General features: G+C 39.6%; 12 protein-coding genes. 11 read left to right on the forward strand and 1 reads right to left on the reverse strand.

Annotated elements, in window-relative coordinates:
* Positions 1-4: 4 nt before the first annotated feature.
* From drmA to ACH97_RS15900, 11 genes are all read left to right on the forward strand, one after another.
* Positions 5-3364, forward strand: coding sequence for a DISARM system helicase DrmA (drmA, locus tag ACH97_RS15850; protein ID WP_020450479.1), 3360 nt, complete (start codon positions 5-7; stop codon positions 3362-3364).
* Positions 3336-5105 (forward strand): DISARM anti-phage system protein DrmB, encoded by a 1770-nt coding sequence (gene drmB / locus ACH97_RS15855; RefSeq protein WP_033155048.1) that lies wholly within the window; start codon positions 3336-3338, stop codon positions 5103-5105. The genes drmA and drmB overlap by 29 nt, the downstream gene beginning before the upstream one ends.
* Positions 5106-5828, forward strand: a complete 723-nt coding sequence (gene drmC / locus ACH97_RS15860) for a DISARM anti-phage system protein DrmC (RefSeq protein ID WP_020450481.1) — start codon at positions 5106-5108, stop codon at positions 5826-5828.
* Between the two features lie 11 nt (positions 5829-5839).
* Complete coding sequence (locus ACH97_RS15865) at positions 5840-7177, forward strand: DNA cytosine methyltransferase (protein ID WP_020450482.1); 1338 nt, start codon at positions 5840-5842, stop codon at positions 7175-7177.
* 334 nt (positions 7178-7511) lie between these two features.
* The gene (locus ACH97_RS15870) at positions 7512-7895 is read left to right on the forward strand and encodes a family 1 glycosylhydrolase (protein WP_256379619.1); all 384 of its coding nucleotides are present in this window, start codon (positions 7512-7514) and stop codon (positions 7893-7895) included.
* Positions 7896-7924: 29 nt separating this feature from the next.
* Positions 7925-8773, forward strand: a complete 849-nt coding sequence (locus ACH97_RS15875) for a PRD domain-containing protein (RefSeq protein ID WP_023855797.1) — start codon at positions 7925-7927, stop codon at positions 8771-8773.
* Between the two features lie 248 nt (positions 8774-9021).
* On the forward strand, positions 9022-10134 hold the full coding sequence (locus ACH97_RS15880) for a Rap family tetratricopeptide repeat protein (RefSeq protein WP_035337001.1): 1113 nt from the start codon (positions 9022-9024) through the stop codon (positions 10132-10134).
* Positions 10131-10253 carry a PhrK family phosphatase-inhibitory pheromone gene (locus ACH97_RS15885; protein ID WP_011197633.1) on the forward strand — a complete coding sequence of 41 codons (123 nt, stop codon included), beginning with the start codon at positions 10131-10133 and terminating at the stop codon, positions 10251-10253. Before ACH97_RS15880 ends, ACH97_RS15885 begins: the two co-directional genes overlap by 4 nt.
* 162 nt (positions 10254-10415) lie before the next feature.
* Complete coding sequence (locus ACH97_RS15890; protein WP_020450486.1) at positions 10416-11174, forward strand: class I SAM-dependent methyltransferase; 759 nt, start codon at positions 10416-10418, stop codon at positions 11172-11174.
* A gap of 178 nt (positions 11175-11352) precedes the next feature.
* A complete protein-coding gene (locus ACH97_RS15895; protein WP_048350343.1) occupies positions 11353-14226 on the forward strand; it encodes an AAA domain-containing protein in 2874 nt (957 codons plus the stop codon).
* Between the two features lie 20 nt (positions 14227-14246).
* Positions 14247-15167, forward strand: coding sequence for a DUF5655 domain-containing protein (locus ACH97_RS15900; RefSeq protein ID WP_020450488.1), 921 nt, complete (start codon positions 14247-14249; stop codon positions 15165-15167).
* 199 nt (positions 15168-15366) lie between these two features.
* On the opposite strand, the gene ACH97_RS15905 is transcribed toward ACH97_RS15900, so the two are convergent.
* Positions 15367-16254: a DMT family transporter gene (locus ACH97_RS15905; protein WP_048350348.1), complete on the reverse strand. Its 888-nt coding sequence runs from the start codon at positions 16252-16254 to the stop codon at positions 15367-15369.
* Between the last annotated feature and the right edge of the window lie 10 nt (positions 16255-16264).

The raw sequence follows: 16264 nt of genomic DNA on the forward strand, positions 1-16264 counted from the left end.
CAGTATGAGTAAAGCAGAACGTGAAATGTACAAGAAAGTTCGCCGTATTATGGTTAGTGATTTAAAAAGGGATTTAATTGGACCAGCACATGACGAGTCTGATGTGATTTATGAAGCACCATCCCAGGCATATATTACGGGAATTTTATATCCTCTCGAATCCGAGGTAGAAACAGAAAAATCTTTAGAAGATGTTCAATTTGCTGACGTGTACGATGAACCTGAGTCGGGAATGGAAGAAGATGTGGAACAACAAAGAAATTCTGAACTTGAACAAGAAGCTGAAGAAGAGAAGATTACACCGAACAAGAAATTCAAGCATCAAAACTCTCTGGGAATAAGGTGCTATGTGCGAGAAACAACTGATCATATACGTGCATCAATCGCATGGGGGCGGTACACATCATCTAAGAAATTTGATTCCGAAAGGAAAAGAGAAGTTATTTTATGGACACGTCAAATTGAGTGTTTTGAGGAGTATATTTCCTTGTCCTCATTCGATCAGAATATTGATATCCCTATTACACAGGAAGTATCACTTGTTGTTAGCAAAAAAAAGCTTTCAGGTACAGATGTATTCCTTGTTTCAGTTTTCCTTGTAAATAAACGAGTTGATAAAAATAGCAATAATGCCATGTTCCAGTGTGAGCTTACTCTAACTCATGAAGAAGGTAAAGGTATTTTCCTATGTGAAAACGAAGCAAGGAAGGATAAAAATGACTTTAGTGAGTTCCTATATCGGAATAAGCCTGTGTTTGCAAAAGGGTTTGGCTGTGCTGTTACCTGGAAAGCAGAGAGCAGCAACTACGCAAGTGAATTAAAGTCAGCCTTTATCCCAGAACATGAAGTCGAGAGTATGAGCACAGACTTACCGTACGATGAAAATTATGGTGAACTCCCTAAAGGTTATTTTTCCATTAAGCAATTTGCAGAGGCTGATGACCAACGTGAGACTATAGACAAGCTGAATAACCTAGCGAATAGGTATGAGAGCTGGATCAACAAGTTGCCTGTTGATAAGGTAGCAAATAAAGAAGCAACTGAGCGAGTTATTAAAGATTGTCAAGCAACTCTAACACGTATCAGAAGAGGCATTCAGCTGTTAGCGAACGAAGAGAATAATAAGGCATTTGTTGCTTTCAAATTTATGAATACAGTCATGCATACACAGGATGCCATGAAAAGATATTCTAGGAATAATAAGACCACCACACTCGAGACAGAGATACGCAAGGAAAATCTTGAATGGCGGCCTTTTCAGTTGGCGTTTATTTTGCTCAACTTAGAAGGGTTAGTAGATTTAAAATCAAAAGATCGTAAAATTGTAGACCTTCTTTGGTTCCCAACAGGTGGAGGAAAGACAGAGGCATACCTAGGCATTTGTGCTTTCCTATTGGGATATAGACGACTATTTGCTTCTACTAGCAGCGCCTATGAGCGTGATGGCGGTGTGACGATTCTTCTAAGATACACTCTCCGCCTTTTAACTACTCAGCAACGTGATAGATTAATGCGTATGATAAGCGCATGTGAGTATACACGTCAAAAAACCAATGCCTTTGGACAGTCAGAGTTTTCGGTTGGCTTCTGGGTAGGGGCACAAGTGACGGTAAATAAGCTAGATGACCTTACTGAGAACGAGTACTACCTTGACAGGGACAAGGTGCTGAAGGAATATGAAAAGATTGAAAAGCAAGTAATTGAATGCCCTTGCTGTGGGACAAAGGGCTTAGAGTATAAGTTTTTGCCAAGTAGAGACACCAAGACAAAAAAGACCGGAATTAAAATCTTTTGCACAAATGAGTCATGCTTCTTTTCAAAAACACATATCCCAGTCTACTTGGTGGACGAAGAGATTTATCGTAAATTGCCTACTGTGGTTATATCTACAGTTGATAAGTTTGCGCGGCTACCTTGGGATGAAAAGACCGCAGCTTTATTCGGAAAAGTAAATAGGTTTTGTGAACGGTGTGGCTATATTGCTGAGGGGGAAAAGCATGAAAAATCTCATCGAAACCCTAAGGCTAGTGTTCACGATGTTAAACCATTTTATCCACCAGAACTTATAATTCAGGATGAGTTACATCTCATAACTGGGCCACTAGGAACTGTGTACGGCGGGTACGAAACGGTTATTGAAGAGCTAAGTACAGCTCATGAGGGCGAAGATTATCTCAAGCCTAAGTACATTGCTGCGACTGCTACAATTAAGAATGCTGAGGTGCAAGTCGAAAAGGTGTTCGGAAGGAAACTCACACAGCAATTCCCGCCTCCTGGATTGAAGGTAGAGGATTCTTTTTTTGCGCGAGAAAGAAACTTAGATGAGTTTCCCTTCAGGCTTTATGCAGGTGTTTGTGTATCTGGTCACTCAATGAAGACAGTCCTATTACGGATATATGCGGTGCTACTTCAAACAACAGAGCACCTTTTGGAAGATGAAGAACTTTCAAAATATATTGATCCGTATAGAACCCTTGTTGGTTATTTCAACAGTATCAGGGAACTAGGTGGTGCAGTGCGTTTGTTAGAGGATGACATAAAAAAGAGAATTCAAACCCTGCAGAAGAAGTATAAGTACAGTAAGCAGAGATACATCAGCCGTAAGCCAGAACTCACCTCCCGTGTGCCATCAAGTAGAATTCCTAAGGTATTGGAGCAGTTGGAAAAGGAGATAGGCAACGAGGAACTAGATGTGGTTTTGGCTACTAATATGATTTCTGTTGGGATGGACGTTGACCGTTTAGGACTTATGGTAATTACAGGTCAACCAAAGCAAACTTCTGAGTATATACAATCATCTAGCCGTGTGGGTCGTAGTAAGCCAGGACTCGTAATTACTGTGTACAACCCTTACCGGCCTCGTGATATGTCACATTATCAGAATTTCAAGGGTTATCACCAGCGATTATACCATTTTGTAGAGGGAACTACAGCAACTCCATATGCTTCTAGGGCTAGGGACCGCTTTTTGCACGCTATTGCAGTTGCTTTGCTGAGGTTGAGCTATCCAGAGTTGGCAAAGAACTTGGATGCAAAGAATATAAAGGATATGGACTTGAACTATCTCAAGGATGTAGTTAAAAAGCGTGTATCCACTGTGGAATATCGAAATGTCTCGGATACTATGGAGCATTTGCAACATTTCCTAGACGAGTGGATCAGTCGGGCCGTATCGGAAGACAATTTGCAGTATTACTTCAATCCTAAGACAAGAAGCGCAAGAATAGGAAACCAAAGTCGTTTACTAGCACGTTTTTCTGAGGAGAAAAAACATGGCGGAAAGCCAACTCTCGATTCAATGAGGCAAGTAGAGGGTACATCTTCGTTGTATATCTATGAAGGGTGGAATAGCAGTGAAGAATGAAGTAGGGGAAGTCCGACCAGGGCAATTAATTACAACATACGGTCCAGGAGCAATTATGGACTCTGTAAATGACTCACTTGTGATTTTGGACATAAAGTATTGGACTAATCATAATAATAAGAAGATATTTGATAAAAATTTGATGAAGTTCCTAAAAAAGGACTATTTCAGGAAAATCCCATCTACGAAACACAAGGATTTGCCAGCAATTCCATTTCCAAACTACCATGTGTGTAGCAATGTAAAATGCTCACGTCTCTTTGACCTTAGAGATAATTTTGTAATGAGCGACTATCTTAAAGGTGGTCCCAAGTGTCCTGATTGCTCACGAAAGTCGTATCCTGCCCGTTTCGTGGTCTCGTGTCAAGAGAATCATTTAGATGATTTTCCTTGGAGATGGTGGGCGCATGGTAAGCAGGATACGGAATGTAAAGGAAAACTGCGTTTATGGAGTACAGGTAATACATCTAGTTTGGATTCTCTGTATGTAGAGTGTGAATGTAAAAAGAAGAAGAGCCTTCGAGGTGCGATGCAAGATAGTTCCTTTGAGAACTACAAGTGTACAGGTAATCATCCCCATAAATTAAATGAGAAGTCAAATTGTAACGAACCTGTAATTCCTTTGCAGCGGGGAGCTTCAAATGTTTACTTTCCAGCTTTAAGAAGTGCTATTGTTATTCCTAGCAACGCCAGTGAGGATAACAATCTTGATGATTTTTTTACTTCAGTTAAGGAAGTTATCAATACTTATGCTGACCTTATAGGTGAAAACTGGCATTATAAATTCTACAGTGATCGTTTAACCGGTCACAGTGAGTTCTCAGATGCTGAGGATTTCATCGCGAAGTGGACTTCATATCTTAATAGTAACGATTCAGAAGAAGAAATTGAGTATAATCAGATTAAGGAAGCTGAGTATAGGGCTTTTACTGCGTTTGATAGGAAGGTAAAGATGGGAGACTTCGAGGCGGAAGTTGAAACAGTTCCAGATGATTTTCAACCTTACTTCAATAGAATTGTAAAGGCTCACAGATTAAAGGAAATTCTTGTGCTTCTAGGGTTTATGAGGAATGACAGTCCTGAACCGGATGTCAATGAACCGAAGAAGATTGTATGGTTAGAGTCAGATGGGTATGAAAACTGGTTACCAGCAATTGAAGTGCACGGAGAAGGGATTTTTATTGAATTTAACCATACGACTATAAGCAAGTGGCTCGAAGAAAACAGTGAGCTTCCTAAGCGATCAGAGAAGTTTTCATCCTTGTACGCAAGTTGGATAGAGAGTAAAGGATGGGAAGTACGTGATGAAAAAGATATTGTGTACGTTATGCTGCATACATTTGCACACCTATTGATTAAACAGTTATCTTTGCAATCGGGGTACTCGTCAGTGGCGATTAAAGAAAGAATATATTGTGGAAAGAACATGGCTGGTGTTCTCTTGTACACTGGAAGTACTGATCAAGAAGGTTCCTTAGGTGGTCTTGTCGAAATGGGTAGTATAGATAAACTTCGGCCACTAATTGTAGATGCACTTGAAGAGGCCATATTCTGTTCTAATGACCCATCTTGTGCGAGCTTAGAGCCGAGTGAGGATAACCAGTTAAACGGCTGTGCCTGCTTTGCTTGTTCCATGGTTGCTGAAACTTCTTGCGAAACAGGAAACCGATTATTAGACCGTTCACTGTTGGTAAAAACAATAGACAGCAAGTACTCACCATTCTTTAAGGGGTTATTGTAGATGAGGAATGTGACTCGTTCGCATATGGTACTTCACCAAATTCAAAGCGTACTAAAAAAGTATGAGGAAGTTAGTGCACAAGAATTATATGAGTCCTTAGATAAAGGGACTGTACAAAGAGAATTTGGAGTACGATCAGTCGATTTATCACGCTTGAGTGTTTCCGAAGAGCAGTTTTCAGAACTGCTCTTGCTTTTTAAGCTCTACAGTGACCAGCAACAACAGAGTAGCATAGAGTTTGTTGCAACAGTTCCAAGTGAAGTAGACGTTAGGCTTAGAAAAACTATTGCTGTCATTAGAGAAATGATTCACGGTGCACAAAATACTATCCTTGTTACAGGATATGCAGTGTCAGAGTATGTAGATGAAATTATGGAAAGGGTTTTAGAAAAGGCACTTGCTGGAGTTAATGTTGATATTTTTCTTGACCGGAATCCCCAGACTGATCGCTATATAGAAAACATAAGAGGGAGAAATCTTCCGAGTAACTTTAATGTGTATGTATATAAAGGTTCTCAAGGATATTCATCTCTGCATGCAAAAGTAATTATGGTTGACGAAGAAAAAGCCTTTGTCTCATCCGCAAATCTTTCCTATAATGGGATAGTAAATAATATAGAGATAGGTACATTGGTTGGCGGAGAAAAAATTTTGGTAATAAAAAATGTTCTCCTAGAATTGGTTAAGAATAATTATTTCGAAAAAATTATATGGTATGCATAGGGAGATTGAAAATGATTGTAATTGATTTATTTTCTGGAGCGGGAGGGCTGAGTGAGGGATTTCATAAGCACGATTTTAAAATTGCGGCGCATGTTGAAAAAGAATACTGGGCGTGTGAAACAATTAAAACGCGTTTGTTTTACCATTTTCTAAAGGCACAGAACGATTTAGAATTGTATCACGAATACTTAAGGGTGTCAGACAATTACCGCAATATTGAACAATCGAGAGCTTTTGTCTTTCAACGTTATCCTGAGTTAAGAGAGAAGCTTGAGATGGAAGTACTAAATCGGAAGTTTGGCAATCCCCATAATGACCCAACAGCGACTTCTTCAACACAGATGATACAACTTATTCAGAATTCGTTACAGTATAGCCGTGCTACAAGTGTAGATTTAATTATTGGTGGACCGCCATGTCAAGCATACTCTTTGGTTGGGCGAAGCAGGATGAAAGATAGTGTAGGTAAGGATTCAAGAAACTATCTATTCCAGTATTATAAAAGAATTGTCGATGAGTTTAAACCCAAAGCGTTTGTGTTTGAAAATGTTCCGGGGATACTTACTGCTAAGCAGGGGAAGGTGTACCAAGAGATTAAAGAGTCGTTTGATCAAATTGGTTACACAGTGTTATCAGGAACAAGCCAAGAAGACAGGAGTAATGTAATCGATTTTGCTGATTTTGGTGTACCTCAAAGAAGAAAAAGGGTTATCTTGTTTGGCTTTCAAAAGAAATTAAATTATGAGTACCCTAACTTTGAAAGACATAAATTATCTTGGAATAGTCCTTTAACCACCCGAGATGTTATTTCAGACCTACCAGTCTTGAAGCCAAAACAAGGTCATGATCTTCGACTTTTCGAGTATGATACGACACAGGGTGTTGATCAATTGTCGCCTTATGAACTGATGATGAGAGAGGACAGTATTGGATTTACTAATCACTTTGCAAGACCTATTAAAGAGCGTGATGCAGAAATATATCAAATTGCTATAGAACATGCCACCCAAGGAAGACAAATCAAGTACAATGAGTTGCCCGAGAGATTGAAGACACATAAGAATGAAAAGGCATTTCTAGACCGATTTAAGGTACATTGGTGGGATATTATTCCACACACTGTAGTTGCTCATATATCAAAAGATGGTCATTATAACATTCACCCTGACATTGAACAGTGCAGGTCTCTAACGGTAAGAGAAGCTGCCCGGATACAGGGTTTCCCTGATAACTATAAGTTTGAAGGTCCGCGTACCGCTCAATATACACAGGTCGGAAATGCTGTGCCGCCTCTCATGTCTGGAATAATTGCGAGAGCAGTGAAAGATGTTATTAATGGTCACCATTAAAAGACTGACTAGTAATTCTTGTACCTGCAAAAGTAGATGTTTCATGAAATTGAATAGACCCAATAACGTGACTTAAACTTGTTAAAATAGTTTTCTTATTGAAAAGATGAAGTGATACTGGAAGACACTTAGCCTTTTGGCGAGTGTTTTTTACTATGTAAGAGTAAAATAATCCCCACCAGAATTTTAGAAAATGAGAGACAGACCACAGGATCTTATAATGAGATGTAAGTAAGGAACGGACACAAGAATATTTTTGGATTGTGACTGATTCTTGGTCTATCTTTTAGTGGTTTTAATAATTCATCTCTAGTATGAAATTTTTGTAATTGAAATCAAAACAAGGGGCTCTAAAAATGAGTTCCTTGTTTTAAAGTTGGGGGAAATTTTGCATTGTTTTCAGGGGATTAACGGCATGGGTGCGAAAGATGTTGTTGAAAGCGATGGATCGATCCATGATGATTATCGTATTAACTATTTCAGAGAACATTTCCGTCAGATGAAAGAAGCCATTGAAGAAGGTGTAGATCTCTTCGGATATACCAGCTGGGGATCCATTGACATTATTAGTGCGGGAACATCTCAAATGTCCAAACGATATGGATTTATCCATGTTGATCAAGATGACGATGGCAACGGGACATTGAAGCGCTCACGTAAAGATTCATTCTACTGGTATAAGAAAGTGATCGAGTCAAATGGAGAAGTATTAGACTAAAAAACCGCATTCATGAAAAGGTGATGGCGATGTTTAAAATAAAAAAGGTTTTAAACTCGAGTGTGGTACTGGCTGAAGATCAGAACCGACAGGAGCTGGTTTTATGCGGCAGAGGCATCGGTTACGGACGAAAACCTGGGCATATGATTGAAGAAAAACAAGCTGATCAAGTGTTTATGCCAGTAGACAATATGAAGGCAAAAGAATTTCTTCAACTGTTGGATTCAATACCGCAAGAATTTATTGAATTGACACAGCAAATTGTTCATTATGCAGAAGAAAAATTAAAAACAAAGCTAAATTCCGGCGTTTACTTCACATTAATGGATCACTTAAATTTTGCAGTAGAGCGTTATAAAAAGAACATCAATATTACGAATCGCGTCTACTGGGAAATTAAAAACTACTATACGGAAGAGTTTGAGGCAGGGAATTATGCGCTGCAGCTCATCAATGAAACACTGGGGATCCAATTGCCGAAAGAGGAAGCGGCAAATATTGCGTTCCACTTAATTAATGCATTAGGTGAAGAAACAGAATCTAAAAATGGAATGAAGTATGCAAAAATGATCGGGAGCATTGTCAATCTTGTCCGTTACACATTAAACATGAAATTAGATCAAGAAAATATTCATTACAGCCGATTTATCACACATGTTAAATTTTTCGTTGAAAGATTTTACGCTGATAAATTGTTGGCAGATCAGGAGAATGAATTGTTTGAGCAAATTGCTAATTTATATCCGCAAGCAATGGATGTAGCTTTCAAAATCAAAGATTATATCAAACAGGTACACGGAATCGTCATTCCGAACGATGAACTAACATACTTGGGAGTCCATATTCATCGCTTGATTTCTTATCAGCAATTAAAATAAATGAAGAACCACTTGCCTTTGTGGAAGGCGAGTGGTTTCTTGTTTTTGAAAAAGAAGGAGCATTTCTGTTTATAGGCCAGATGAGTTGATTGATCTATACCAACAGTTAAAATTGACAACAAAAGGCTTTTTCAATTGTTGACAAAAACATAACACTAATTGACAAAAGGTCATTACAAAAATTTACACATGTGATAAGATCATTTTACAGATAGAGAACAATCCTAAAGAGAAAGAGGGGGTTCGGCATGAGCAAGGTCGCTTCAGAAGTGGTTGCGGGGGTGTTGAACGAATTCCATTTGGCAATTAAAAAGCATGATATTGAGCAGGCAAAGCATCTTTTTGAAGAGGCAAAGTCGATGTTTTCCGGGATGGAAGAGGATCAGAATGTGCTGGCTTATTTTTCGCTTCTTGAGGAGCGGTATCGGATGATGCTTTATGATGCGAGGGGAGAGCGGCTGCCGCGGGAGTCTTACTTTAATGATTCGCAAATCGAGTGCATCGAGCAGACGGATCATATGATCGATTACTATTTCTACTTTTTTGAGGCGATGCATGAAGCGTACAACAAGAATGTTGAGCGGGCGATCAGCCTGTACAAGGTTGCCGAGAAAAAACTGGCGAAGGTGCCCGATCAGATCGAAGCGGCCGAGTTTTATTTTAAAGTGTCCTGGCTGTATATGTCTCTTCGGCAAAATGCGGTTTCTCTCAATTATGCGAGAGACGCGATGAATATTTACAAAATGCATGACGGGTACGAAAAAAAGCTGGCGATATCCCAGGTTGTGATGGGGACAAATTACATGCAGATGCAGCGCTTTAAAGATGCGGAGAAGTATTTCGAAGAATCGATTGAAATTTCCAAAAAGATCGACGATTCGTTTTTAGAGGCGATGCTTCATCACAATATCAGCATTCTGTATTCCAATTCCGGCCGGTCTCAGGAATGCATTCTCGCCGTCCAGCATGCGTTGAGCAATGCCGAATGGTGCGAGTCAAGCTACTATATCAACTCGCTTTACATGCTGATCAGAGAGTTTTTCAAAATCGGCGAAACAGAAGCGGCCCTGTTCTATTATAAAAAAGGACAGGAGGAATTAGAGAAAAACGGGAATAAGCATTATGAAAAGAAAATAAATATTATGTATGAGCTTTATTGCCATGAAAACGTTAAAAGCATCAAAGACGACATCGATTCCTTGGACGAGATGAATGATTTAGACGGTGTCTGTGACCTTTCATTGCTCATCTCAAGCTATTTTGAGAAAAAAGGAGATTTCAAGGAAGCGCTGGAATTTGTTAAAATATTCATGAAAGCCGAAAACAAAATGAGATCATTAGGGAGTGAGGTATTGTCATGAAAAAATTGATTCTTTGCTTATCGTTAACTGCTATGGTCTTAGGCGGAGCTGCTTTATCCCAAAGCCACAATCAGGCGTCAGGCGGCGTTCAAACAGCTGAGCTGCCGGTTGGAGGTTAATATTTGCTGAAGTCCTTTTACAGGCTTCTTTTTTAAAGCCATGAAATGGGGTGCGATTACAGTGAATCTACAAGAGCATGAAATATAAAAACCTTCCAAATTCGCGAGAGGCCCTCCAATCGTTTAAAACATATTTAAACATTAAAATTGGAGGGGGATACTATGAATGACAAAACATTTCTTTCATATTTAAAACACGCAGATAAGCCTTTCAGCGGCTGGGATTTTTCTTTCATTGACGATACGGGAAGAATGAAAAGCGACCTGCTTTCATGGTCATACGGAAGCATGGCTCTGTCTCTTATTCAAGATTCCAAATCCATGCTCGATATGGGGACAGGCGGCGGAGAATTTTTATCGAAATTGGGGCCGTTTCCTTCGTCAGCATACGCTACTGAATGCTATTTGCCCAATGTGCCAGTTGCAAAGGAACGATTGACGCCTTTAGGGGTTCAGGTCGTCCAAATTGATGATGATGAAGATCTTCCATTTGAATCCGGCCAATTTGACCTGGTCATCAATAAACACGAGTCATATTCAGCACAAGAGGTGAGGAGAATCCTTTCAAAAGGAGGACTGTTTCTCACTCAGCAAGTCGGCGGGCATGATTGCGAAGAAATCAATGAAAAACTTGGTGTGCCGCTAAATGAAGAATTTAAGGACTGGAACTTGGAAAAAGCGTTAAAAGAAATAGAAAAACATGATTTTAAGGTTTTAAAAAGCAGGGAAGAGTGTCCGACTCAAAGGTTTTATGATATTGGAGCTCTGGTCTATTACTTAAAAGCCATTCCCTGGCAGGCGCCCGGTTTTGAAGTGGATCAATACACGGATGAATTGTACGCGATTCATAAAATGATTGAAGAAAAGGGTTATTTTGATGTCACACAGTACCGGTTTATGATTTTAGCGGAAGCGATTTAGAGTTTGATCAAAGATTTGCCTATGAAGGGTGTCTCATATTATATGGTGACATCCTTTTTTATTTTCCTATATTTTTGTAAAGCCAGTTATTTATCCATATATTCATTTAGGATATAATTGTTACTACTTAATGTTATTACCAGTATTATGTTTTTTTCATACATCAGGAGGAAAAGCGATGGCATCCCAAACTGTAACCAAGTATTTTCGCGATAGTGTCGCTGCGAAACTAAAAATCAACTTTAAAAACAGTCGTTTTATGATTTCAGATTTGAATAGCCTTATACAAGGAAAGATAGACAGTAAGTACTACGCGGTTCTTTCAGACCACAAAAATGTCTCCGGTAAACTCGATGTTATCGTTGTGGCAAAGACGATCAAGACGAAATTCGACGTGCAGCAAAGGGTTGAGACAAATATTGAAGATATGACCGGCATTCTTTATATCCCGGCAGTTTTGACTGCCAATGGTATGTTGTTGCCTTCAGAAGACAAATATCCATGGATTCCGAGAGAGCATCTTCATCCAATCATTGACGAAGAGCTTGCGATCGGCTATGTCAATGACTTTGATGAATATATGAGCAACAATTATCAGAGGTTGGAAAGCAACCTCACTTGGAAAAGCTATTTTGAGTTTGCAAAAGATATGTATGAGTCAGTTACAGAAACCGAAATAACTTCAAATACAGTTAAAGAAATAGAATTAGAGAAAAATGTTTATATCTTTAAGGATGATTCCATCAATGCAACCAGAAATATATTAAAGTTATATGATCACCTTTTATCCAGCCAGCCGAATCATCTGCAGCTTTATCAAAATTTTATCAACCAAAAATTCACTTCTTTATCGCCGCTTATTCCAAACCGGATGTCAGAAATGCAGAAGCATGTCGGACAAATGGGCGGGGAATATCCTTTGTCGCCATCGCAAAGGGAGTGCCTGAACCATTTCAACAATATGGAAGATGGAGAAATTCTTGCAGTCAACGGTCCGCCGGGTACGGGGAAAACGACGTTATTGCAGTCGCTCGTTGCCAATCTTTATGTCGAACGAGCATTAAAAAAGGAAGATCCTCCTGTCATTGTCGCTTCATCAACAAACAATCAGGCAGTAACCAATATTATTGAATCATTCGGAAAGATTAAACCAAAATGGGAAAACAATCATTTAGAGCAGCGATGGATCGAAGGAGTCGACAGCTTTGCTGTTTATTTTCCGTCCGGCAGCAAGGAGAAAGAGGCGCAAGAAAAAGGATTTCAATATACGAACCCTCGGGGAGAAAACTTTTTTGACGAAGTTGAAAGCAACGAGAACATTGAGCGATCAACCGAAAAGATGCTCAAAGAATGCAGTCGATATTTTGAAACAAACCATACTGATATTAAGCAATGTGAGCATACGATTTCAAATCGGTTAACAGCGCTTGAAGAAATCAGACAAAAAGTTTTATCCTTATTCTCCGAATATGATCAAATAGCTCCCAAAGGCGTTTCTTTAGATACATACATGACGCAATTGACCGAGGAAAAAACCGAGTGGGAAAGCACGTTTCAATCGATACAACAAAGAATAAAAGAGTGGCAGACGCACTTTTCAAACTTGCCGTTCTTTGTTCGCTTATTCAAGTTTCTGCCGTTCTTCAAGAGCAAATTAGTCAGTCGTGTCAGATATTTTATTCAGCCGGATGAAGAATTTATTGATGAGTCAATGAATCTCGATAAAATTCTCTCTCTGTATAGCGAAAAAGCAAAAGAGACGAGAGAAAAAATAAAGCAGATCGATGCGACATACCAACAAGTCAGCAAATTGAACACAAAATATAAACAATTAATGGTGGAACTTATATCACTGAACATTCTTGAGAAATATCCTGGTTCATTTTCTTCTTTAGATAAGGCGAATGAATTTTTAGATACAACCATAAAATACGCCTCTTTTTGGCTAGCAGTTCATTACTATGAGTGCAGATGGCTTTTAGAGAAAAGACTGTCGGAAAAACAAAGAGGCACAAATTTCGATAATGTGTTAAATCAGTTTTATACAAATTTAAGTATGTTGACCCCTTGTTTTGTGATGACTTTTTATCAGCTTCCGCGAATGCTGCTGGCCTATAACAATGGGAAGGAGCATTTTCTCTACAATTATATTGATTTACTAATCGTAGATGAAGCAGGACAGGTGACTCCTGAGATTGCGGCATGTTCATTTTCGCTTGCGAAACGGGCAGTTGTTGTCGGAGATGTTTATCAGATTGAACCGGTGTGGAATATCAACGAAACATTGGATATTTCATTAGCTCTTTCAAATGATGTTATTACTTCGATCGAACAGTTTGAGAAGCTTCGCGAACTCGGCTTGAATACGTCAGAATCTAGTGTGATGAGGGTAGCGTGCAAAAGCTGTAAATACGAAAAACATCAGCAACGCGGTTTGTTTTTGAGCGAACATAGGCGCTGTTATGATGAAATTATTGAATACTGCAACAATCTGGTGTATAGAGGAAAACTTGAGCCAATGAGAGGCAAAGCGGCAGAGGATAAGAAAAATCCGCTTGTTCAATTATCGATTCCACCTCTTGGTCATATGCAGGTTGACTCATACCAGTCAAGCAAAAAAGCGGGCAGCCGATATAATGAAATAGAGGCAAGGGCCATCGCCACATGGATCAATGAGCATTTCTACAACATCCGAAATGCATATCATGAAGATGATCCAAAAAGTCTCATTGGCATCATCACCCCTTTTAAAATGCAAGTCGGCATCATCAAGCGTGCGCTATCACCCGATGTTAAACCGTTTATCGACGTAGGAACGGTCCATACCTTTCAAGGCGGCGAAAGAAAGGTCATCATCATGTCGACGGTGTACGGGAAAAATGACGGCTGCTTTTTTATAGACGCCAATAAAAGCCTTCTAAACGTCGCAGTTTCAAGGGCAATGGACAGCTTCCTTGTCATGGGTGATATGAATTGTTTATCAGACAGCGCGAATAAACCGAGTGGATTGTTGAAGAGGATGCTTTTAGAAAATGACGTTGTTCATTCTTAATGAAGGTAAGGAGCGCAGCCATGAATCTCTTTCAATTACACCATCAAGATATGAAAGAAATCCGGGAAATACCGTTTGAGAAAGAAAAAGACATACAGCACCTATGTGAAAAAAATTTAAAGCAATTATTAGGCCTCAAGTTCATTGCCTCTGAGTTTCGAGTCGCCGGATTTCGGATTGATACGCTAGCATTTGATGACCAGACACAATCGTTTGTTATTATTGAATATAAAAACAAGAAACATTCCAGCGTAATAGATCAAGGCTATGCTTATCTGTCCATCATGCTTAATAATAAAGCTGACTTTATTCTTGAATATAATGAAAATCAAGAGAAGCTTTTAAAAAGGAACAGTGTCGATTGGTCGCAATCAAGGGTCATCTTTATTTCGCCTGAGTTTACTACACACCAAAAGGAATCCATTAATTTTAGAGATTTGCCGATGGAATTGTGGGAAATCAAAAGGTATGAAAATGACCTGCTACAAATGAATCCTATTAGACCAAATGGGGCATCGGGGTCGATAAACACAATTTCGAATCAAAGTGAAGCAATCGAACAAGTGAGCAGGGAAATCAAAGTTTTCACAGAAGAAGATCATCTAGTCCGTAAGCCTGATGAGGTGATTGATCTATACCAGCAGTTAAAAGAAGAGATTTTAAATGTGGGTGACAACATATCTGTCAAAGCAACAAAGCTGTATATCGCATTTACTGTTCATAAGCGTAACATGGTAGACGTTCTTCTCTTAAAAAAGGGCTTAAAAATTTGGATAAATGCCAAAAGAGGCGAGTTAGATGATCCCATGGATTTATTTAGGGATGTCGCAAACACCGGCCACTGGGGGAACGGTGATTATGAAATTCAAATCGATGATGAAAAACATATCGAATATATCGTTGATTTGGTTAAACAAGTTTATGAGAAAAATAAAGTTTAAGAGCCTTTTCCATATAAAAAGGCTTTTTTCTAATGTGAAACCATTCTTTGCCTGACAACTGATCGATTAAAAAATGAAACGAGATTGCAGCATCCATTGGGAAATTTTCGTTTTCGCAAGCGGCGCCCATTCCATTGAAAAAGGATGCCCCCGGGTCCGGACATCCTTTCTAGTTTTCTTGGAGATAAGCAGAATTAAATTATTCGAGTTTGTAAATGCTATTTTTCGTTCCTCTGTATGTAAACAGTACACCGCCTATCGTTATGATTCCCCCGGCAAGTGATAGGAAAGCGGGAATTTCGCCTATCCATACCCATGATATGAAAAGTGTTGCGGCTGGCGTTAAATAAAGCGAAATCGCGGCCTCTGAAGATCCTCTGTACGAGGTGATATAAGCAAGCGCAAAATATGGGACAACTGTAGGGAGCAATCCTAAATAAACAACACTTGCAGTAGATTGAATGGAAGCATGAGAAAGCTCTTCGAATAGCCCGGGCAAAAAGGACAGCATGGGGATGGTTCCTCCCCAAATCGCGTATGAAACAAAAGGGATAAAACCGTATTTTTGAATGTAGCGCTCTTGAAAAACGAAATAGATGCTTTCACATATCGCGGCCAGTAAAATGAACAACACCCCAGCCGCCGTGTTTTCAAAGTTTCCGACGCCGAGTGATATAAGCATGACGCCTAAAAAGCTGATCCCTGATCCGAGCCATTTCGCTGCACCAAATCGTTCTGCGAAAAACAGCCTCGCTAACAATGCTGAAAAAATAGGCGTTGTCGTGACCAGGAGGCTTGCCATTCCGGCGCTGACCGTTTCCTCGCCTTGATTGAGCAATGTGTGGTAAGCGGAAAATCCTAAAAAACCGAGCAGCAAAATGATGGGGATGTCCTTTGCTTCCGGCAGGCGCATCCGGACGGCAGCAGCCAGCAATATTAGAGCCGAAGAACCTGACAGCAGCCGAAGCAATGTGAGGTGCTGAGGCGTATAATCCTCCAGCCCGACTCGAATCCCCGGAAAAGCCGAAGCCCAAAAGCCGATCATCAGGCAGTATGACAACATGATGTACATCCTCTGTTTCTTCATCATTTTTCAA

The organism is Bacillus paralicheniformis, from assembly GCF_001042485.2.
Classification (GTDB): domain Bacteria; phylum Bacillota; class Bacilli; order Bacillales; family Bacillaceae; genus Bacillus; species Bacillus paralicheniformis.

Bases quoted from the DNA above. Each gene is read 5' to 3' on its own strand.
- ACH97_RS15875 (WP_023855797.1), top strand. From the start codon at position 7,925: ATGTTTAAAATAAAAAAGGTTTTAAACTCGAGTGTGGTACTGGCTGAA.
- drmA (WP_020450479.1), top strand. From the start codon at position 5: ATGAGTAAAGCAGAACGTGAAATGTACAAGAAAGTTCGCCGTATTATG.
- ACH97_RS15905 (WP_048350348.1), bottom strand. From the start codon at position 16,254: ATGAAGAAACAGAGGATGTACATCATGTTGTCATACTGCCTGATGATC.
- ACH97_RS15880 (WP_035337001.1), top strand. From the start codon at position 9,022: ATGAGCAAGGTCGCTTCAGAAGTGGTTGCGGGGGTGTTGAACGAATTC.
- ACH97_RS15900 (WP_020450488.1), top strand. From the start codon at position 14,247: ATGAATCTCTTTCAATTACACCATCAAGATATGAAAGAAATCCGGGAA.
- ACH97_RS15890 (WP_020450486.1), top strand. From the start codon at position 10,416: ATGAATGACAAAACATTTCTTTCATATTTAAAACACGCAGATAAGCCT.
- ACH97_RS15895 (WP_048350343.1), top strand. From the start codon at position 11,353: ATGGCATCCCAAACTGTAACCAAGTATTTTCGCGATAGTGTCGCTGCG.
- ACH97_RS15865 (WP_020450482.1), top strand. From the start codon at position 5,840: ATGATTGTAATTGATTTATTTTCTGGAGCGGGAGGGCTGAGTGAGGGA.
- drmB (WP_033155048.1), top strand. From the start codon at position 3,336: ATGAAGGGTGGAATAGCAGTGAAGAATGAAGTAGGGGAAGTCCGACCA.
- drmC (WP_020450481.1), top strand. From the start codon at position 5,106: ATGAGGAATGTGACTCGTTCGCATATGGTACTTCACCAAATTCAAAGC.
- ACH97_RS15885 (WP_011197633.1), top strand. From the start codon at position 10,131: ATGAAAAAATTGATTCTTTGCTTATCGTTAACTGCTATGGTCTTAGGC.